Here is an 18816-nt window from a genome sequence, read left to right on the forward strand (position 1 = left end):
AACATCTGGCAAGGCTGGGACGGAAGTCACTGTCGTTCTCAAAATCGGTGGAGCTGCATGACAAGGTCATCGGGCATTATCTGAACATAAAACACTATCAGTAAGTTGGAGTCATTACCTAACATATGGGCCATCTGGGCACCCCATTTCTAATATGCAAGGTACGCCAGAAAAACCCAGTGATATAAGATAGGTTGTAGATGTATGAAAGCATGCTTGTTACTATTTTTTTATTTTTCTCTTATTGGTCAATTGCATGGTGCTGATGTGAAAATAAAAGAAAACGAAAGTGTGATGGGATCTACAGCAATGACCTATGATTTAAGTGAAGAAAAGCTGATGAAACTGAAGTATAAATCACAACATGGTGATTCAGAGGCATCATTTCGACTATATCAATATTACTGCTTTACTAAAAATAATATTGATAAACAATTGCGATTCTTGGAAAGATCAGCATCTCAGGGGAATGTTACAGCGCAGTTTAATTATGGGGTCTTTTTATCAGATACAAATCCAACATTATCAGAATATTATAATTTGAATAGAGCTATTTATTGGATGGAATTCGCTGTAAATAACGGTAATATTGATGCAAAGAGCAAACTTCAAGAGCTCAAAAAGCTAAAGCGAATGGATAGAAGGAAGAATAAGGAGAATCCGTAAAAGCAATAGTTCATCAGACTGCCGCAGCAGTAGTATGATGATGAATCAGGGCTGTACTATAACTATTATCGGTAACATTAACCGCAGCAGGGGCGGTATAACACTCAGGCTCCGATTGGGCTGGAAGGTAGGTGGAATTTTTATCAGTATCCGTTGAACCCGATTTCTGGAATCGATCCCCTTGGGATTAGCCACCTGTTTATACAGCATAACTTTAGGTATGCTTTCGTGTGTTTCAGATATACCATGTGATGATAATTTTTATGATGTGCTTAGTATTCCAGTCGCTTCTGGTAATAATATGCAATGTAAAAATAATCCCCGTTGTACACATTTATAAATAGATGGCCAATACCTCAAAGCCTATGGAGTTGGAATGTTAATGACCCGGGAGCAAGCAATAGAAAACCTGACGGCATACGATTAGTACCGTCAGTTAATACAGGAACTTATAATCGCAATGGATTTTCAATACATAGTTGTTTAAACGCTTTTGGTCCGTCTTTAGGACCTCGATTCTGTTCCGAGGGTTGTATAACTGGTTTATCTAATGACATGCAAAAATTAAATGAGTTAATATTTTCAGAGCCAGATAGCACATTAACAGTTACGGACTAAAAAATATGGCAAGGTTATTAACAATTGTATTTTTTTCTCTATTTCTGCGAGTGCAGTTACTGCAAGACAATTTCAGAGAGAGTTAGATTTGGCAGACAAAGCAATATTATGGGCACTAATATCAGCCAGTACTAAAGAGGGACGAAAAGCGTGTTCACTAAGCTATTTTGCCTGTAAGGCCGCAGAGGCTGAACTCGGACTGGCATATATGGCTGCGAATGATAACAAGGAATTTCTCACATCCTTATCTAATATAATGAGGTACAAAATAGATGCTGGACTTTCCGAATCCTATACATGCTATTTATTAAGTAAGGGAAAGATCATAAGACCATATCTGAAAAATCTAAATCCACTCCAACTTGCCGCTGATTGCATTGAAACAGTAAATAAAATAAAAGATAAGAATAAAAAAATCATTGATATAAATTCAGTTAATATTTGTAGTGATGATAAAAATATAAAATTGAGAGTTAATAGTACTATTATGGCCATTGATGATTCTATAAAGTGCATCGATGAATGATAACTTAATTTTATTTAAAAATATATTAATAACTCACTCTCCAGGAGTTTTTTTAACTTAGTTTTATAATAAATACGATAATTAAAAGTGAAGAAGAAAATAGTTGTATACATATATTCCATGACCCTACATTGTGATCTATAGATTAAATATTTTTTAAATGTGACTGTCATCCTTCAGATAATAAAGCCATCATCGCAATAGATGGAAAAGCACTCCTGCTCTTTTTTGATTAGAGCCGTCGCAGGAGGAACAACTCATATCATCATTGCGATCTCGACGATGTATAGTCTCATCCTGCGGCAGAACAAGACGGATAAAAAATCCAATGAGAGCACACTCATCCAGAACTTATTAACATAATGAATATTAAAGAAAAATCATCGCAGCTAATGAAGTAATATGCAAAAATAATTAGTCCTTACAAGGAGCAAAGTTCCATAATCTCCCCCCTCCCCCTCAATGATCCAAATAAAGATAATGCATCCAGCTGGTCATTCTTAGCAGCACTTTCCGCATCACCGAAACATGGCTGAAATGGTCGGAGTAAACCGCCACCTGGGCGTAGATGCCGTCGGGTAAGGCATCGATATCATCGTTAGGGTCCAGTTCAATGGTTCCCAGCACACCGTCCGTGCCGGGCACGACCGTTAATGATTGCAATACCCCCTGCGCCTGATAAGAACCGCCTGGCACGACAGGTAAAATACTGGTCAGTTTGCCGTGGAACACCTGCCCAGGTAGCGCGTTAAACACCACTTCTGCATCATCACCAGGTTTCAGACGTAACAGCGAGTTTTGCCGAAATTGGGCGACAATTTGCCGTTTTTGCTCGGGGATGAAAACCATCACCGGACGCAACGGCAAGGCAGCTGCGTATGTGCCTGGGCGGATCAGTACCTGAGTGACGTAGCCATTGCTTGGTGCGCGAATGACAGTCTGCTCAAGATTATATTTTGCTTCAGTAAGTTGCGCTCTTAAGCTCACAATCTGCGATTGCTCGCCGTTAACCATACTGTCGAGCTGGCTCTGGATCTGCGCCTGCTCCGCCACCGAGCCTTTCACCAGCGCATCCTGCGCGAGGAAATTTTGCCGCGCATCGTCGATGTCACGTTCCGAGAACGGATTCACCGCCGCCTGGCTGCCTTTCAGATAACGTTGATAATTTTTAAACAGACGGTCGCGCTCCGCTGAAACCTGGGTGGTGTTGGCCTGCGCTTCTGTGAGCTGCGCGCGCAGAGTCTTTATATTATGCGTCGCCGTCATCAGGTCAGCCTGAAGCCTGTCAACTCGCGCCTGGTAACGAACCGGGTCGAGCTTAAAAAGCACCTCGCCCTTTTGAATAAGCTGATTATTCTTGTCAGTGACTTCAGTAACAATTCCCGTCACCTGTGGCGTGATGGGGATCGCTATCACTGCCTTTTGCGCGGTAAAAGTGTAAGGGTGGTTGTAGTTCATCAACAAAATCAAACCACTCACCAGAAACACGCCACCCAGCGCCGCCGTCGCCAGCGTCCACTGATTCACCGGAATACGAAAGATTTTAAAGACCGCCCACGCCAGCGCCACGTAAGTTAAAACAATCAATAGATCCATAATTAGATCTCCGGGAACGTGGAATAGTCAGTCTTTTTCTCGGCGGCGAGTTGATGCTCCAGCCGGGAAATTCGGTCAGAAAGTGCGGCGATTTCCGGGTCAGTCGCTTTCTCCTGCGACGCAACATGTGACTGCATACCCCAGCCACGCTCCGGTTGATAGAGCGTCGCCCAGATCCACAGAAACGGCCAGATAACATGCAGAGTAAACAGGCTCACCCAGCCCGCCGTATGAATAGCGTCGGCATGGGGATGGTTGCGCTTTTTGGCAATCAGATAAGGGATGTCATGTATCGCGATGATTCCATAAAAAATCACCAGAAAGACGAAGATCAGCACTCCCAACGCGAAATAGTTTAGAAACATATCTGCCTCGGATTCACGTTTATCAGTGTTGTTTTTGGGCTGGCAGCCAGAAGGGAGTCAGGCTGATATTTTGACAATAATCCGGGTTCGCGATTCTCGCCATAACACCAAAGAATAATTTTTAGAGGTGATGAGTTGCTTAGTTACATAACGATTGTATGACGAAGGCATAACATGCTGTAGATCACATCAGGTGAACGCCGTAAGAAAATATCTTGTGATTCAGATCACAAAGATTCAACAAACCATCAAAACAAAAATGTGACACTACTCACATTTAAATGCCATTTTTAGCGAAAATCGCCGCCTTGTTGCTTTTTTACACAAGCGTTTTGTGATGAACGTCACGTCAATTACCTCTCTACCCCCTATATTTATGTGATTGATATCACACAAAAGGCCGTCGACTGGACAGTTAACCGATTCAGTGCCAGATTTCGCAGTATCTACAAGGTCCGGCTACCTCTGCCGCCACATTAACAAAAAACCTCGGGCTTCCAGCCTGCGCGACAGCAAACATAAGAAGGGGTGTTTTTATGTCATCCGATATTAAGATCAAAGTGCAAAGCTTTGGTCGTTTCCTCAGCAACATGGTGATGCCAAATATCGGCGCGTTTATCGCGTGGGGTATCATCACCGCGTTATTTATTCCAACAGGGTGGTTACCGAACGAGACGCTGGCGAAGCTGGTCGGGCCGATGATCACTTATCTCCTGCCGCTGCTGATCGGTTATACCGGTGGTAAGCTGGTAGGCGGCGAACGTGGCGGCGTAGTCGGTGCCATCACCACCATGGGCGTTATCGTCGGCGCAGACATGCCGATGTTCCTCGGTTCTATGATTGCAGGTCCGCTGGGCGGCTGGTGCATTAAGCACTTCGACCGCTGGGTAGACGGTAAGATCAAATCCGGTTTTGAGATGCTGGTGAATAACTTCTCCGCAGGCATCATCGGGATGATCCTCGCTATTCTGGCATTCCTCGGCATTGGCCCGATTGTTGAAGCCCTGTCCAAAATGCTGGCTGCGGGCGTTAACTTCATGGTTGTCCATGACATGCTGCCGCTGGCGTCTATCTTTGTTGAACCGGCGAAAATCCTGTTCCTCAACAACGCCATTAACCACGGTATCTTCTCGCCGCTGGGTATTCAGCAGTCCCATGAACTGGGTAAATCAATCTTCTTCCTGATTGAAGCTAACCCAGGTCCAGGTATGGGCGTGCTGCTGGCGTACATGTTCTTTGGTCGTGGTAGCGCTAAACAGTCTGCGGGCGGTGCGGCAATCATCCACTTCCTGGGGGGTATCCACGAAATCTACTTCCCGTATGTGCTGATGAATCCGCGTCTGATCCTCGCAGTCATCCTCGGCGGTATGACTGGCGTGTTCACGCTGACTATCCTGGGCGGTGGTCTGGTTTCTCCGGCATCTCCGGGTTCTATCCTTGCTGTACTGGCGATGACACCAAAAGGTGCTTACTTCGCTAACATCGCGGGTGTGTGTGCGGCGATGGCTGTCTCCTTCGTTGTCTCTGCTATTTTGCTGAAAACCAGCAAAGTGAAAGAAGAAGATGATATTGAAGCAGCAACTCGTCGTATGCAGGACATGAAAGCTGAGTCTAAAGGCGCATCTCCGCTGTCTGCTGGCGATGTGACTAACGACCTGAGCCACGTACGTAAAATCATCGTTGCCTGTGACGCCGGTATGGGTTCCAGTGCGATGGGCGCAGGCGTTCTGCGTAAGAAAATTCAGGATGCAGGTCTGTCGCAGATTTCTGTTACTAACAGCGCGATCAACAACCTGCCGCCAGATGTGGACCTCGTCATCACTCACCGTGACCTGACCGAACGCGCTATGCGCCAGGTTCCGCAGGCACAGCATATTTCGCTGACCAACTTCCTCGACAGCGGCCTGTACACCAGCCTGACCGAACGTCTGGTTGCTGCCCAACGCCACACGGCAAACGAAGAGAAAGTAAAAGACAGCCTGAAAGACAGCTTTGACGATTCCAGTGCTAACCTGTTCAAGCTAGGCGCGGAGAACATCTTCCTCGGTCGCAAAGCGGCAACCAAAGAAGAAGCGATTCGTTTTGCTGGCGAGCAGCTGGTGAAAGGCGGTTACGTTGAGCCGGAATACGTTCAGGCGATGCTGGATCGTGAAAAACTGACCCCGACTTATCTGGGTGAGTCTATCGCGGTGCCACACGGTACGGTTGAAGCGAAAGATCGCGTACTGAAAACGGGCGTCGTGTTCTGCCAGTACCCGGAAGGCGTGCGCTTCGGTGAAGAAGAAGATGACATTGCCCGTCTGGTGATTGGTATTGCTGCCCGTAACAACGAGCACATTCAGGTTATCACCAGCCTGACCAATGCACTGGATGATGAGTCCGTCATCGAGCGTCTGGCACACACCACCAGCGTGGATGAAGTGCTGGAACTGCTGGCAGGTCGTAAGTAATCCAATCCCACCCTCTCCACATGGAGAAGGTGGGGTTAATTGCCTGATGCGCTACGCTTATCAGGCCTACAGGATGCATCACAATTTGTTGAATTTGCACGTTCTTGTAGGCCGGATAAGGCGCTTACGCCGCATCCGGCGCTGCCCCTCTCCTCACGGAGAGGGTTTGGGTGAGGGAAAAGCCTCACCCCAGCCCTCTCGGGTAAAAACATTGATGAAGGTTAATACTATGAAAGCATTACATTTTGGCGCAGGTAATATCGGTCGTGGCTTTATCGGTAAACTGCTGGCAGACGCGGGTATCCAACTGACGTTTGCCGATGTCAATCAGGTGGTACTTGATGCCCTGAATGCCCGTCATAGCTATCAGGTACATGTGGTTGGTGAAACCGAGCAGGTAGATACCGTTTCCGGCGTCAATGCTGTCAGCAGCATTGGTGATGATGTCGTTGATCTGATTGCTCAGGTTGATTTAGTCACTACCGCCGTTGGCCCGGTTGTGCTGGAACGTATTGCTCCGGCAATCGCCAAAGGGCTGGTGAAACGTAAAGAACAAGGTAATGAATCCCCGCTGAACATCATCGCCTGTGAAAACATGGTACGCGGTACCACGCAGCTGAAAGGCCATGTGATGAACGCCCTGCCGGAAGACGCCAAAGCGTGGGTAGAAGAACACGTTGGCTTTGTCGATTCCGCCGTTGACCGCATCGTACCGCCTTCGGCTTCGGCAACTAACGATCCGCTGGAAGTGACGGTAGAAACCTTCAGCGAATGGATTGTCGATAAAACGCAGTTCAAAGGCGCACTGCCGAACATCCCAGGCATGGAGTTAACCGACAACCTGATGGCATTTGTCGAACGTAAACTCTTCACCCTGAACACGGGTCATGCTATAACCGCGTACCTCGGAAAACTGGCCGGTCATCAGACCATTCGTGACGCGATTCTCGACGAGAAAATCCGCGCGGTGGTAAAAGGTGCGATGGAAGAAAGTGGTGCAGTATTGATCAAGCGCTACGGCTTTGACGCTGACAAGCATGCGGCGTACATCCAGAAAATTCTCGGCCGTTTTGAGAACCCGTATCTGAAAGATGATGTAGAGCGCGTAGGCCGTCAGCCACTGCGTAAACTGAGTGCTGGCGACCGTCTGATCAAGCCACTGCTCGGTACGCTGGAATATGGTCTGCCACATAAAAACCTGATTGAAGGTATTGCCGCTGCAATGCACTTCCGCAGTGAAGATGATCCGCAGGCTCAGGAACTGGCAGCACTGATCGCTGACAAAGGTCCGCAGGCGGCGCTGGCACAGATTTCCGGTCTTGATGCCAACAGCGAGGTTGTATCCGAGGCGGTAACCGCTTATAAAGCAATGCAATAATGGTGGACCAGGCGCAGGACACCCTGCGCCCGAATAACAGATTGTCAGATATGCAGGCAACAATGGAACAAACCCAGGCCTTTGAAAACCGTGTGCTTGAGCGTCTGAATGCTGGCAAAACCGTGCGAAGCTTTCTGATCACCGCCGTCGAGCTCCTGACCGAGGCGGTAAATCTTCTGGTGCTTCAGGTATTCCGCAAAGACGATTACGCGGTGAAGTATGCTGTAGAACCGTTACTCGACGGCGATGGTCCGCTGGGCGATCTTTCTGTGCGTTTAAAACTCATTTACGGGTTGGGCGTCATTAACCGCCAGGAATACGAAGATGCGGAACTGCTGATGGCATTGCGTGAAGAGCTAAATCACGACGGCAACGAGTACGCCTTTACCGACGACGAAATCCTTGGACCCTTTGGTGAACTGCACTGCGTGGCGGCGTTACCACCGCCGCCACAGTTTGAACCAGCAGACTCCAGTTTGTATGCAATGCAAATTCAGCGCTATCAACAGGCTGTGCGATCAACAATGGTCCTTTCACTGACTGAGCTGATTTCCAAAATCAGCTTAAAAAAAGCCTTTCAAAAGTAAGCAACGTCTGCTTACTGCCCCTCTACCTGCTTCGGCCGATAAAGCCGACGATAATACTCCAGACGTTGTAGATATAACGGCACGCTTTCATCGGGTATTCCGGACGGAATCGCGTTACGGGGAGGAAGTTTTTTCAGATACTCCCGGAACGCCTGGCTTGATGCCATGAAATCTACGGCTTTATCGGTAAGAAGCGGAACGTTTTCACCTAATTTGCCCATGATGATATCTCCGTATTACCCCGCGCCGGGAATGCGCGGCCGCCAATTTTAGTTTAGGTTCCCGGTAAAGATGACATTAAGGAAAACGTGCTGAATCCTCAATAATCATCCGCTGCTGTTTATTATCTTTTTTCTATAGATTTCTTAATTAATCAACGAATTGCGTAGTTTTTGAGCATGTTAATGATTACGTTACAGAACTATTACAATGTCATTAGTTGTGAACAAAGCACCTGGTCGCGCATACTAGGGGCTATAAATTTATCTTTATCAGAAGCCATCACATGAAAGAAGTCGAAAAAAACGAAATCAAACGTCTCAGCGATCGCCTGGACGCCATCCGCCACCAGCAGGCCGATCTTTCGCTGGTTGAAGCCGCAGACAAATATGCCGAGCTGGAAAAAGAGAAAGCCACGCTGGAAGCAGAAATTGCTCGCCTGCGTGAAGTTCATAGCCAAAAACTGAGTAAAGAAGCACAGAAGCTGATGAAGATGCCATTCCAGCGCGCAATTACCAAAAAAGAGCAGGCTGATATGGGCAAGCTGAAGAAAAGTGTTCGCGGACTGGTCGTTGTGCACCCAATGACCACACTGGGCCGCGAAATGGGCCTGCAGGAGATGACTGGGTTTTCAAAGACCGCGTTTTAAGAACACAGTATCTACAGGGTGATTCTGCACATTCCTATAGGCCGAGTAAGGTGTTCACGCCGCATCCGGCAAGATAAGGCGCTCTGGATCAACAACCTAAGGGCAATTCTCTGATGAGGATTGCCCTTTTCTTTACCAGACATCTCCCCCCACAAGAATTGGCCCTACCAATTCTTCGCTTATCTGACCTCTGGTTCACAATTTCCCAATTAAAACTCACATCAATGTTGCCAATACATAACATTTAGTTAACCATTCATTGTCATTATCCCTACACAACACAATTGGCAGTGCCACTTTTACACAACGTGTGACAAGGAGATGAGCAACAGACTCATTACACGATGTGCGTGGACTCCAGGAGACCTGCAATGAATCTCTGGCAACAAAACTACGATCCCGCCGGGAATATCTGGCTTTCCAGTCTGATAGCATCGCTTCCCATCCTGTTTTTCTTCTTTGCGCTGATTAAGCTCAAACTGAAAGGATACGTCGCCGCCTCGTGGACGGTGGCAATCGCCCTTGCCGTGGCTTTGCTGTTCTATAAAATGCCGGTCGCTAACGCGCTGGCCTCGGTGGTTTATGGTTTCTTCTACGGGTTGTGGCCCATCGCGTGGATCATTATTGCAGCGGTGTTCGTCTATAAGATCTCGGTGAAAACCGGGCAGTTTGACATCATTCGCTCGTCTATTCTTTCGATAACCCCTGACCAGCGTCTGCAAATGCTGATCGTCGGTTTCTGTTTCGGCGCGTTCCTTGAAGGAGCCGCAGGCTTTGGCGCACCGGTAGCAATTACCGCCGCATTGCTGGTCGGCCTGGGTTTTAAACCGCTGTACGCCGCCGGGCTGTGCCTGATTGTTAACACCGCGCCAGTGGCATTTGGTGCGATGGGCATTCCAATCCTGGTTGCCGGACAGGTAACAGGTATCGACAGCTTTGAGATTGGTCAGATGGTGGGGCGGCAGCTACCGTTTATGACCATTATCGTGCTGTTCTGGATCATGGCGATTATGGACGGCTGGCGCGGTATCAAAGAGACGTGGCCTGCGGTCGTGGTTGCGGGCGGCTCGTTTGCCATCGCTCAGTACCTTAGCTCTAACTTCATTGGGCCGGAGCTGCCGGACATTATCTCTTCGCTGGTATCACTGCTCTGCCTGACGCTGTTCCTCAAACGCTGGCAGCCAGTGCGTGTATTCCGTTTTGGTGATTTGGGGGCGTCACAGGTTGATATGACGCTGGCCCACACCGGTTACACTGCGGGTCAGGTGTTACGTGCCTGGACACCGTTCCTGTTCCTGACAGCTACCGTAACACTGTGGAGTATCCCGCCGTTTAAAGCCCTGTTCGCATCGGGTGGCGCGCTGTATGAGTGGGTGATCAATATTCCGGTGCCGTACCTCGATAAACTGGTTGCCCGTATGCCGCCAGTGGTCAGCGAGGCTACAGCCTATGCCGCCGTGTTTAAGTTTGACTGGTTCTCTGCCACCGGCACCGCCATTCTGTTTGCTGCACTGCTCTCGATTGTCTGGCTGAAGATGAAACCGTCTGACGCTATCAGCACCTTCGGCAGCACGCTGAAAGAACTGGCTCTGCCCATCTACTCCATCGGTATGGTGCTGGCATTCGCCTTTATTTCGAACTATTCCGGACTGTCATCAACCCTGGCGCTGGCACTGGCGCACACCGGTCATGCATTCACCTTCTTCTCGCCGTTCCTCGGCTGGCTGGGGGTATTCCTGACCGGGTCGGATACCTCATCTAACGCCCTGTTCGCCGCGCTGCAAGCCACCGCAGCACAACAAATTGGCGTCTCTGATCTGTTGCTGGTTGCCGCCAATACCACCGGTGGCGTCACCGGTAAGATGATCTCCCCGCAATCTATCGCTATCGCCTGTGCGGCGGTAGGCCTGGTGGGCAAAGAGTCTGATTTGTTCCGCTTTACTGTCAAACACAGCCTGATCTTCACCTGTATGGTGGGCGTGATCACCACGCTTCAGGCTTATGTCTTAACGTGGATGATTCCTTAATGATTGTTTTACCCAGACGCCTGTCAGACGAGGTTGCCGATCGTGTGCGGGCGCTGATTGATGAAAAAAACCTGGAAGCGGGCATGAAGTTGCCCGCTGAGCGCCAACTGGCGATGCAACTCGGCGTATCACGTAATTCACTGCGCGAGGCGCTGGCAAAACTGGTGAGTGAAGGCGTGCTGCTCAGTCGACGCGGCGGCGGGACGTTTATTCGCTGGCGTCATGACACATGGTCGGAGCAAAACATCGTCCAGCCGCTAAAAACACTGATGGCCGATGATCCGGATTACAGTTTCGATATTCTGGAAGCCCGCTACGCCATTGAAGCCAGCACCGCATGGCATGCGGCAATGCGCGCCACACCTGGCGACAAAGAAAAGATTCAGCTTTGCTTTGAAGCAACGCTAAGTGAAGACCCGGATATCGCCTCACAAGCGGACGTTCGTTTTCATCTGGCGATTGCCGAAGCCTCACATAACATCGTGCTGCTGCAAACCATGCGCGGTTTCTTCGATGTCCTGCAATCCTCAGTGAAGCATAGCCGTCAGCGGATGTATCTGGTGCCACCGGTTTTTTCACAACTGACCGAACAACATCAGGCTGTCATTGACGCCATTTTTGCCGGTGATGCTGACGGGGCGCGTAAAGCAATGATGGCGCACCTTAGTTTTGTTCACACCACCATGAAACGATTCGATGAAGATCAGGCTCGCCACGCACGGATTACCCGCCTGCCCGGTGAGCATAATGAGCATTCGAGGGAGAAAAACGCATGATTATTTCCGCAGCCAGCGATTATCGCGCCGCAGCGCAACGCATTCTGCCGCCGTTCCTGTTCCACTATATGGATGGTGGTGCATATTCTGAATACACGCTGCGCCGCAACGTGGAAGATTTGTCAGAAGTGGCGCTGCGCCAGCGTATTCTGAAAAACATGTCCGACTTAAGCCTGGAAACGACGCTGTTTAATGAGAAATTGTCGATGCCGGTGGCACTGGCTCCGGTGGGTTTGTGTGGCATGTATGCGCGTCGTGGCGAAGTTCAGGCAGCCAAAGCGGCGGACGCGCATGGTATTCCGTTTACTCTCTCGACGGTTTCCGTTTGCCCGATTGAAGAAGTCGCGCCAGCCATCAAGCGCCCAATGTGGTTCCAGCTTTATGTACTGCGCGATCGCGGCTTTATGCGTAACGCGCTGGAGCGAGCAAAAGCAGCGGGTTGTTCGACGCTGGTTTTCACCGTGGATATGCCGACACCGGGCGCACGCTACCGTGATGCGCATTCAGGTATGAGCGGCCCGAACGCGGCAATGCGCCGCTACTTGCAAGCGGTGACACATCCGCAATGGGCGTGGGATGTGGGCCTGAACGGTCGTCCACATGATTTAGGTAATATCTCAGCTTATCTCGGCAAACCGACCGGACTGGAAGATTACATCGGCTGGCTGGGGAATAACTTCGATCCGTCCATCTCATGGAAAGACCTTGAATGGATCCGCGATTTCTGGGATGGCCCGATGGTGATCAAAGGGATCCTCGATCCGGAAGATGCGCGCGATGCAGTACGTTTTGGTGCTGATGGAATTGTGGTTTCTAACCACGGTGGCCGCCAGCTGGACGGTGTACTCTCTTCTGCCCGTGCACTGCCTGCTATTGCAGATGCGGTGAAAGGTGATATAGCCATTCTGGCGGATAGCGGAATTCGTAACGGGCTTGATGTCGTGCGTATGATTGCGCTCGGTGCCGACACCGTACTGCTGGGTCGTGCTTTCTTGTATGCGCTGGCAACAGCGGGCCAGGCGGGTGTAGCTAACCTGCTAAATCTGATCGAAAAAGAGATGAAAGTGGCGATGACGCTGACTGGCGCGAAATCGATCAGCGAAATTACGCAAGATTCGCTGGTGCAGGGGCTGGGTAAAGAGTTGCCTGCGGCACTGGCCCCGATGGCGAAAGGGAATGCGGCATAGTCGTTTGCGCCCCCTCCCCCTAACCCTCTCCCTCAGGGAGCTGTCTCTTGATCAGATCTCCTGATCAAGAGACAGGGGGAGGCCGGGGTGAGGGGAAAAGGCCGCACTGCTCACCAATTTTCTGCTATCCTGCCCCCGCACTAAGGGGGCAGTATGCTAAACATCGTACTTTACGAACCAGAAATTCCGCCAAATACTGGCAACATCATCCGTCTTTGCGCTAATACCGGCTTTCGTCTGCATATCATCGAACCGATGGGATTTGCCTGGGACGATAAGCGCCTGCGCCGCGCGGGGCTGGACTATCACGAGTTTACCGCCGTTACGCGTCATCATGACTTTCGCGCGTTCCTCGAAGCAGAAAATCCCCAGCGCCTGTTTGCCCTCACCACGAAAGGTACGCCTGCTCACAGCGCCGTAAGCTATCAGGATGGCGATTATCTGATGTTCGGCCCGGAAACACGCGGCCTGCCAGCGAGCATTCTTGATGCCCTGCCCGCTGAACAAAAAATTCGCATTCCGATGGTGCCGGACAGCCGCAGCATGAACCTGTCCAATGCGGTGTCAGTTGTGGTGTATGAAGCCTGGCGGCAGCTGGGATATCCGGGAGCGTTGTTGAGAGATTAGTTACTGTATGCCGGATAGATGATTACATCGCATCCGGCACGATCACAGGACATTAGATCCCATCCCCATACTCAAATGTATGGTTAATACCGTTGAAATGCTGGTCCATATCCATTGATGGCTTATCGCTGTCTGGTTTACCGACAATACGAGCCGGAACGCCAGCGGCGGTTGTATGCGGCGGCACCGGTTGCAGCACCACGGAACCTGCGCCAATCTTCGCGCCGCGACCAACTTCAATATTGCCGAGGATTTTCGCGCCCGCGCCAATCATCACACCTTCACGAATTTTCGGGTGACGGTCACCACCAGATTTACCCGTACCGCCAAGCGTCACAGATTGCAGAATCGATACGTCGTTTTCAATTACCGCCGTTTCACCCACAACGATGCCCGTGGCGTGGTCGAGCATAATGCCACGGCCAATTTTTGCTGCCGGGTGAATATCGACCTGGAACGTCACAGAAACCTGGTTTTGCAGAAAGATTGCCAATGCGCGACGCCCCTGATTCCACAACCAGTGACCGATGCGATAGGCCTGCAAGGCATGAAAACCCTTCAGGTATAACAACGGGGTTGAGTATTTATCGACTGCCGGGTCGCGGGTACGCACCGCCTGAATATCACAGGCCGCAGAGGCGATCATTTCCGGGTCAGCGGCGTAGGCTTCTTCCACCACTTCACGGATAGCAATAGCAGGCATAATTGGCGATGACAGCTTGTTCGCCAGCATGTAGCTCAGTGCACTTCCAAGGTTTTCGTGCTTGAGTAGCGTCGCGTGGTAAAAACTGGCCAGCATTGGCTCACAGTCCGCCAGCGTTCTGGCTTCGGCTTTAATATTGTTCCAGACAATTTCCAGTTCTTCACACGACATTGCTTACTCCACACGATGAGATAATGACCGGCCCGTTCTGCGCGGGCCGGGTCATAGCGGTAACAAAGGTTCCCTGGGGTTAGTGGCTGCTGCGCTCGTCCTTGCGTGCACGACCTAATAACGTCAATGCTGCCTCGCGCGCGTTTTTTCCGCAATATAATACTTGATAAATTTCCTCGGTTATTGGCATTTCTACGCCGAAGCGATGCGCCAGTTCGCGGACTTCTTTCGTATTGCGGTAGCCTTCCACCACCTGACCAATCTTCTCCTGCGCGCTTTGTACATCCATGCCCTGACCGAGCATCATGCCAAAACGGCGGTTACGCGACTGGTTGTCGGTACAGGTAAGCACCAGATCCCCCAGCCCCGCCATGCCCATAAAGGTGGCAGGATCGGCACCCAGCGCCGCGCCAAGACGCGACATTTCAGCCAGCCCACGGGTGATCAGCGCCGTACGCGCATTCGCACCAAAACCGATACCGTCGGACATCCCCGCACCAATGGCAATGACGTTTTTCACCGCGCCGCCAAGCTGCACGCCAATGAAATCCGGGTTACTGTAAACGCGGAAACTTTTGCCGCAGTGCAGCAGCTGCTGAAGATCATCAGCAAAGGTCTGATCGGTCGAGGCCAGCGAAATAGCTGTCGGTAAACCTGCCGCCAGTTCTTTCGCAAACGTTGGGCCAGAGATAACCGCCAGCGGAATTTGATCGCCTAACGCCTCGCGGGCCACGTCCTGTAACAGACGCCCGGTTTCCGCTTCCAGCCCTTTGGTCGCCCACACCAGACGCGCATCAGGACGCATCAGCGGTTTAATCTGGCGCAGCACTTCACCAAAGACATGGCTGGGTACGACGACGAGAATATTACGGCTGGCTGCCAGCGCAGTGGCGAGATCGCTTTCAAGATGGAGCGTATCGGGAAAAGGCACATCGGGGAGAAACGCGGCGTTACAGCGGTCGCGTTCAAGCGTTGCGATATGTTCAGGGTCATGGCCCCAGAGGACAACCTCGTGGCCATTTCTTGCCAGGGTAATGGCAAGAGCGGTGCCGTACGAGCCGGCACCGATCACAGTCATTGAAGCATTACGTTGGTTCATCAGGCATCCTGATGTTCTTCAGTACCTTCGCCAGCCTGCTGCTGCAAATAGTTCATGAACAGCGCATCGAAGTTAACCGGCGCAAGGTTCAGTTGCGGGAATGTACCGCGGGATACCATGCTGGTGATGCACTCACGAGCATACGGGAACAGAATGTTCGGGCAGTATGCGCCCAGGCAATGTGCCATCTGGGTGCCTTCGATACCCGCGATGGAGAAAATACCGCCCTGCTGAACTTCACACAGGAACGCGGTTTCTTCGCCCAGGGAGGCCGTTACGGTAACACGCAGTACCACTTCGTATACGTCATCTGCCAGTTGGGAAGATGCCGTATCCAGATCAAGTTTAACTTCTGGTTGCCAATCTTTCTGGAAAACGTGCGGCGCGTTCGGCGCTTCGAAAGAGATATCCTTGGTATAAATACGTTGGATCTGGAAAGTCATTTCAGTGTTGTTTTGTTCTGACATGTGTAGAAAACCCTTAAGTGTTGTCCTTAAATACTGCGCAATGTAATGCCAACGTTCACACGTTATTTCAGCAGGGGATCCAGTCCACCACGTGCATCCAATGCATACAAGTCATCACAGCCGCCAATGTGCTGTGCGTCAATAAAAATCTGGGGAACCGTGGTGCGACCGCTGCGTTTGATCATCTCTTCACGCTTGGCGGCATTGCCATCGATCGGCAACTCCTGAAAACTCACGCCCTTGCTGCTCAGCAGTGCTTTTGCACGATGGCAATACGGGCAGGTTTCTTTGGTATAGATTTCAACATTGGCCATAATTTAGCTCCTGTTTTTTTACCCTGAAATTTCATGTTGCAGGGCGGCTGCAAAATGGAGTGTCCCCAGAAGCTTATAACAATAAGTCGCTGGGGGCCTAATTGCAGCTAACGGCCTGCATCATGAAAGACGACAGGTAAATTATTTGCCGCGCACCAGAGGCAAGTTTTCGCCAGCCCAGCCAGCAACGCCCTCTTTCAGCACGAATACTTGCGCAAAACCAGCTTTCGTCAGCGCGTTTGCAGGCTCCTGGCACTGCATGCCAGAACCGTCTACCACGATAACCGGTTTGTCTTTGTGCTTCTCAAGCTCACCAACATTGTTGGCTTTGATTTCGCTCGGCAACAGATTGATAGAACCTGCGATATGGCCTTTACGGAAGTCATCACGCTGACGTAAATCCACAACCACAGCGTCTTCTTTGTTGATCAGACGCGTAGCTTCACCACGAGTAATCACCTTCACTTTCGAGGTCAGGCTCTTAAACGTAGTCACAAGAACCGCCACCAGTAACGCGATCCAGGCGATACTCAGTATGGGATGACGGCCAACAAATTGCATAATTTCTTGCATGGGGGGTAACAACTCCCGACGTAGTGATTAAAAAAACCAGGAAAGGAGTATACCTGCGCGGTGCGGCAAATACAGCCAGCGTGTTAACTGGAATGCAATTTTGCGGGGCACGACGAAAAAAAAGCGCAAATCTGGCATCGGCTTGCCGCGAGCGGTCGTATATTTTGATCTTCAGAGGCTATTTTATCGATTCAGCTGTAGTAAAATTACGCAAATTTTGACTCTTGAGTATGAGGTTGTCGCAATGTCGGTTTCTAAAAAACCTATGGTACTGGTGATTCTGGATGGCTATGGCTATCGTGAAGAACAGCAGGATAACGCCATTTTTAGTGCTAAAACCCCGGTAATGGATGCACTGTGGGCCAATCGTCCGCATACCCTGATCGACGCTTCCGGTCTGGAAGTCGGTCTGCCTGACCGTCAGATGGGTAACTCCGAAGTAGGCCACGTTAACCTGGGTGCCGGCCGCATCGTGTATCAGGACCTGACTCGTCTGGACGTTGAAATCAAAGATCGCGCTTTCTTTGCTAATCCAGTGCTGACTGGCGCGGTAGATAAAGCGAAAAACGCAGGTAAAGCAGTACACATTATGGGTCTGCTCTCCGCAGGCGGCGTACACAGCCACGAAGATCACATCATGGCGATGGTAGAACTGGCAGCTGAACGCGGCGCAGAAAAAATCTACCTGCACGCATTCCTTGACGGTCGCGACACCCCGCCGCGCAGTGCTGAATCCTCGCTGAAAAAATTTGAAGAGAAATTTGCTGCGCTGGGTAAAGGCCGCGTAGCGTCCATCATTGGTCGTTACTACGCGATGGACCGCGATAACCGTTGGGATCGCGTTGAAAAAGCCTATGACCTGCTGACTCTGGCGCAGGGTGAGTTCCAGGCCGATACTGCCGTTGCTGGTTTGCAGGCAGCTTATGCTCGCGACGAAAACGACGAGTTCGTGAAAGCGACCGTTATTCGTGCAGAAGGTCAGCCAGATGCGGCAATGGAAGACGGCGATGCGCTGATTTTCATGAACTTCCGTGCTGACCGCGCGCGCGAAATCACTCGTGCATTCGTAAACGCAGATTTCGACGGCTTCGCGCGTAAGAAAGTGGTTAACGTCGATTTCGTGATGCTGACCGAATACGCCGCTGACATCAAAACTGCGGTTGCTTACCCACCCGCTTCCCTGGTTAACACCTTCGGCGAGTGGATGGCGAAAAACGACAAAACTCAGTTGCGTATTTCCGAAACCGAAAAATATGCCCACGTTACTTTCTTCTTCAACGGTGGCGTAGAAGAGTCGTTCAAAGGCGAAGATCGCATTCTGATCAACTCACCGAAAGTGGCTACCTACGATCTGCAACCGGAAATGAGCTCCGCAGAGCTGACCGAAAAACTGGTTGCGGCAATCAAGAGCGGCAAATACGACACCATTATCTGTAACTATCCGAACGGCGACATGGTAGGTCACACCGGGGTGATGGAAGCGGCGGTTAAAGCAGTTGAAGCGCTGGATCACTGCGTGGAAGAAGTCGCGAAAGCGGTTGAGTCCGTGGGTGGACAACTGCTGATCACCGCTGACCACGGTAACGCTGAACAGATGCGCGATCCGGCAACGGGTCAGGCACACACGGCACACACCAACCTGCCAGTTCCGCTGATTTACGTTGGTGATAAGAACGTGAAAGCGGTTGCAGGCGGCAAACTTTCTGACATCGCGCCGACCATGTTGTCGCTGATGGGTATGGAAATCCCGCAAGAGATGACTGGTAAGCCGCTGTTCATCGTGGAATAATCCCTCCCCATGAGGGGAAAGGCGATTAA

At 50.6% G+C, this 18816-nt stretch carries 19 protein-coding genes and 3 pseudogenes; 14 read left to right on the forward strand and 8 right to left on the reverse strand.

Features of this window, described 5'->3' with window-relative positions; genetic code table 11:
- The 5 genes and pseudogenes from K0778_RS06955 to K0778_RS06965 all read left to right on the forward strand — a co-directional run.
- Positions 1-104 (forward strand): IS1 family transposase (locus K0778_RS06955; protein ID WP_000496773.1); only part of this gene is annotated, 104 nt, incomplete at its 5' end.
- Between the two features lie 8 nt (positions 105-112).
- Positions 113-193 (forward strand): annotated as a pseudogene (locus tag K0778_RS28560) (hypothetical protein); the annotation flags it as partial.
- An 11-nt stretch (positions 194-204) separates the two neighbouring features.
- Complete coding sequence (locus K0778_RS06960; RefSeq protein WP_000642489.1) at positions 205-666, forward strand: sel1 repeat family protein; 462 nt, start codon at positions 205-207, stop codon at positions 664-666.
- 33 nt (positions 667-699) lie between these two features.
- Positions 700-918: pseudogene (locus tag K0778_RS28565) on the forward strand (RHS repeat-associated core domain-containing protein); the annotation flags it as partial.
- A 371-nt stretch (positions 919-1289) separates the two neighbouring features.
- Positions 1290-1810: pseudogene (locus K0778_RS06965) on the forward strand (Imm57 family immunity protein).
- A 459-nt stretch (positions 1811-2269) separates the two neighbouring features.
- Here K0778_RS06965 and K0778_RS06970 read toward each other — a convergent pair.
- Together K0778_RS06970 and K0778_RS06975 are read right to left on the reverse strand one after the other, a co-directional pair.
- Entirely contained in the window at positions 2270-3406 is a 1137-nt protein-coding gene (locus tag K0778_RS06970; protein ID WP_000364939.1) for an HlyD family secretion protein, read from the reverse strand.
- Between the two features lie 2 nt (positions 3407-3408).
- Complete coding sequence (locus K0778_RS06975) at positions 3409-3771, reverse strand: DUF3302 domain-containing protein (protein WP_000479624.1); 363 nt, start codon at positions 3769-3771, stop codon at positions 3409-3411.
- A 536-nt stretch (positions 3772-4307) separates the two neighbouring features.
- Between K0778_RS06975 and mtlA the strand changes: the two genes are divergently transcribed.
- The 3 genes from mtlA to mtlR all read left to right on the forward strand — a co-directional run bounded on the left by mtlA (position 4308) and on the right by mtlR (position 8186).
- Positions 4308-6221 carry a PTS mannitol transporter subunit IICBA gene (mtlA, locus tag K0778_RS06980; protein ID WP_000093247.1) on the forward strand — a complete coding sequence of 638 codons (1914 nt, stop codon included), beginning with the start codon at positions 4308-4310 and terminating at the stop codon, positions 6219-6221.
- 229 nt (positions 6222-6450) lie between these two features.
- Positions 6451-7599 carry a mannitol-1-phosphate 5-dehydrogenase gene (gene mtlD / locus K0778_RS06985; protein ID WP_000645420.1) on the forward strand — a complete coding sequence of 383 codons (1149 nt, stop codon included), beginning with the start codon at positions 6451-6453 and terminating at the stop codon, positions 7597-7599.
- Positions 7599-8186 carry a mannitol operon repressor MtlR gene (gene mtlR, locus K0778_RS06990; RefSeq protein ID WP_000228269.1) on the forward strand — a complete coding sequence of 196 codons (588 nt, stop codon included), beginning with the start codon at positions 7599-7601 and terminating at the stop codon, positions 8184-8186. The genes mtlD and mtlR overlap by 1 nt, the downstream gene beginning before the upstream one ends.
- 11 nt (positions 8187-8197) lie before the next feature.
- Here the strand turns inward: mtlR and yibT are convergent, their stop codons facing one another.
- Positions 8198-8407 carry a protein YibT gene (gene yibT, locus K0778_RS06995; RefSeq protein WP_063084824.1) on the reverse strand — a complete coding sequence of 70 codons (210 nt, stop codon included), beginning with the start codon at positions 8405-8407 and terminating at the stop codon, positions 8198-8200.
- A 284-nt stretch (positions 8408-8691) separates the two neighbouring features.
- Here yibT and K0778_RS07000 point away from each other — a divergent pair, with 284 nt between their 5' ends.
- From K0778_RS07000 to trmL, 5 genes are all read left to right on the forward strand, one after another.
- Entirely contained in the window at positions 8692-9054 is a 363-nt protein-coding gene (locus K0778_RS07000; protein WP_024246792.1) for a YibL family ribosome-associated protein, read from the forward strand.
- A 371-nt stretch (positions 9055-9425) separates the two neighbouring features.
- Positions 9426-11081: an L-lactate permease gene (gene lldP / locus K0778_RS07005; RefSeq protein WP_001297977.1), complete on the forward strand. Its 1656-nt coding sequence runs from the start codon at positions 9426-9428 to the stop codon at positions 11079-11081.
- Entirely contained in the window at positions 11081-11857 is a 777-nt protein-coding gene (gene lldR / locus K0778_RS07010) for a transcriptional regulator LldR (RefSeq protein WP_000636500.1), read from the forward strand. The genes lldP and lldR overlap by 1 nt, the downstream gene beginning before the upstream one ends.
- The gene (gene lldD / locus K0778_RS07015) at positions 11854-13044 is read left to right on the forward strand and encodes a quinone-dependent L-lactate dehydrogenase (RefSeq protein WP_000586962.1); all 1191 of its coding nucleotides are present in this window, start codon (positions 11854-11856) and stop codon (positions 13042-13044) included. The genes lldR and lldD overlap by 4 nt, the downstream gene beginning before the upstream one ends.
- A 153-nt stretch (positions 13045-13197) precedes the next feature.
- Complete coding sequence (gene trmL, locus K0778_RS07020) at positions 13198-13671, forward strand: tRNA (uridine(34)/cytosine(34)/5-carboxymethylaminomethyluridine(34)-2'-O)-methyltransferase TrmL (RefSeq protein WP_000932344.1); 474 nt, start codon at positions 13198-13200, stop codon at positions 13669-13671.
- A gap of 52 nt (positions 13672-13723) precedes the next feature.
- Here the strand turns inward: trmL and cysE are convergent, their stop codons facing one another.
- The 5 genes from cysE to K0778_RS07045 form a co-directional block, all read right to left on the reverse strand.
- Complete coding sequence (gene cysE / locus K0778_RS07025; RefSeq protein ID WP_001277561.1) at positions 13724-14545, reverse strand: serine O-acetyltransferase; 822 nt, start codon at positions 14543-14545, stop codon at positions 13724-13726.
- A 79-nt stretch (positions 14546-14624) separates the two neighbouring features.
- A complete protein-coding gene (gene gpsA, locus K0778_RS07030) occupies positions 14625-15644 on the reverse strand; it encodes an NAD(P)H-dependent glycerol-3-phosphate dehydrogenase (RefSeq protein WP_001076194.1) in 1020 nt (339 codons plus the stop codon).
- Positions 15644-16111 carry a protein-export chaperone SecB gene (gene secB, locus K0778_RS07035; protein ID WP_000003377.1) on the reverse strand — a complete coding sequence of 156 codons (468 nt, stop codon included), beginning with the start codon at positions 16109-16111 and terminating at the stop codon, positions 15644-15646. The genes gpsA and secB overlap by 1 nt, the downstream gene beginning before the upstream one ends.
- Before the next feature lie 62 nt (positions 16112-16173).
- Entirely contained in the window at positions 16174-16425 is a 252-nt protein-coding gene (gene grxC / locus K0778_RS07040) for a glutaredoxin 3 (protein WP_000024392.1), read from the reverse strand.
- A 141-nt stretch (positions 16426-16566) separates the two neighbouring features.
- Positions 16567-16998: a rhodanese-like domain-containing protein gene (locus tag K0778_RS07045; RefSeq protein ID WP_001156181.1), complete on the reverse strand. Its 432-nt coding sequence runs from the start codon at positions 16996-16998 to the stop codon at positions 16567-16569.
- A gap of 244 nt (positions 16999-17242) precedes the next feature.
- Between K0778_RS07045 and gpmM the strand changes: the two genes are divergently transcribed.
- Complete coding sequence (gpmM, locus tag K0778_RS07050; RefSeq protein ID WP_000116565.1) at positions 17243-18787, forward strand: 2,3-bisphosphoglycerate-independent phosphoglycerate mutase; 1545 nt, start codon at positions 17243-17245, stop codon at positions 18785-18787.
- Positions 18788-18816: the final 29 nt, after the last annotated feature.

Source organism: Escherichia sp. XD33 (genome assembly GCF_019375075.1).
GTDB lineage: Bacteria > Pseudomonadota > Gammaproteobacteria > Enterobacterales > Enterobacteriaceae > Enterobacter > Enterobacter flexneri_A.

What these genes read in the sequence shown, in the direction of transcription:
- K0778_RS06960 (WP_000642489.1), top strand. Translation starts at nt 205, where the DNA reads ATGAAAGCATGCTTGTTACTATTTTTTTATTTTTCTCTTATTGGTCAA.
- cysE (WP_001277561.1), bottom strand. Translation starts at nt 14,545, where the DNA reads ATGTCGTGTGAAGAACTGGAAATTGTCTGGAACAATATTAAAGCCGAA.
- mtlA (WP_000093247.1), top strand. Translation starts at nt 4,308, where the DNA reads ATGTCATCCGATATTAAGATCAAAGTGCAAAGCTTTGGTCGTTTCCTC.
- secB (WP_000003377.1), bottom strand. Translation starts at nt 16,111, where the DNA reads ATGTCAGAACAAAACAACACTGAAATGACTTTCCAGATCCAACGTATT.
- K0778_RS06970 (WP_000364939.1), bottom strand. Translation starts at nt 3,406, where the DNA reads ATGGATCTATTGATTGTTTTAACTTACGTGGCGCTGGCGTGGGCGGTC.
- mtlD (WP_000645420.1), top strand. Translation starts at nt 6,451, where the DNA reads ATGAAAGCATTACATTTTGGCGCAGGTAATATCGGTCGTGGCTTTATC.
- K0778_RS07000 (WP_024246792.1), top strand. Translation starts at nt 8,692, where the DNA reads ATGAAAGAAGTCGAAAAAAACGAAATCAAACGTCTCAGCGATCGCCTG.
- gpmM (WP_000116565.1), top strand. Translation starts at nt 17,243, where the DNA reads ATGTCGGTTTCTAAAAAACCTATGGTACTGGTGATTCTGGATGGCTAT.
- lldD (WP_000586962.1), top strand. Translation starts at nt 11,854, where the DNA reads ATGATTATTTCCGCAGCCAGCGATTATCGCGCCGCAGCGCAACGCATT.
- grxC (WP_000024392.1), bottom strand. Translation starts at nt 16,425, where the DNA reads ATGGCCAATGTTGAAATCTATACCAAAGAAACCTGCCCGTATTGCCAT.
- gpsA (WP_001076194.1), bottom strand. Translation starts at nt 15,644, where the DNA reads ATGAACCAACGTAATGCTTCAATGACTGTGATCGGTGCCGGCTCGTAC.
- K0778_RS07045 (WP_001156181.1), bottom strand. Translation starts at nt 16,998, where the DNA reads ATGCAAGAAATTATGCAATTTGTTGGCCGTCATCCCATACTGAGTATC.
- yibT (WP_063084824.1), bottom strand. Translation starts at nt 8,407, where the DNA reads ATGGGCAAATTAGGTGAAAACGTTCCGCTTCTTACCGATAAAGCCGTA.
- trmL (WP_000932344.1), top strand. Translation starts at nt 13,198, where the DNA reads ATGCTAAACATCGTACTTTACGAACCAGAAATTCCGCCAAATACTGGC.
- lldR (WP_000636500.1), top strand. Translation starts at nt 11,081, where the DNA reads ATGATTGTTTTACCCAGACGCCTGTCAGACGAGGTTGCCGATCGTGTG.
- mtlR (WP_000228269.1), top strand. Translation starts at nt 7,599, where the DNA reads ATGGTGGACCAGGCGCAGGACACCCTGCGCCCGAATAACAGATTGTCA.
- lldP (WP_001297977.1), top strand. Translation starts at nt 9,426, where the DNA reads ATGAATCTCTGGCAACAAAACTACGATCCCGCCGGGAATATCTGGCTT.
- K0778_RS06975 (WP_000479624.1), bottom strand. Translation starts at nt 3,771, where the DNA reads ATGTTTCTAAACTATTTCGCGTTGGGAGTGCTGATCTTCGTCTTTCTG.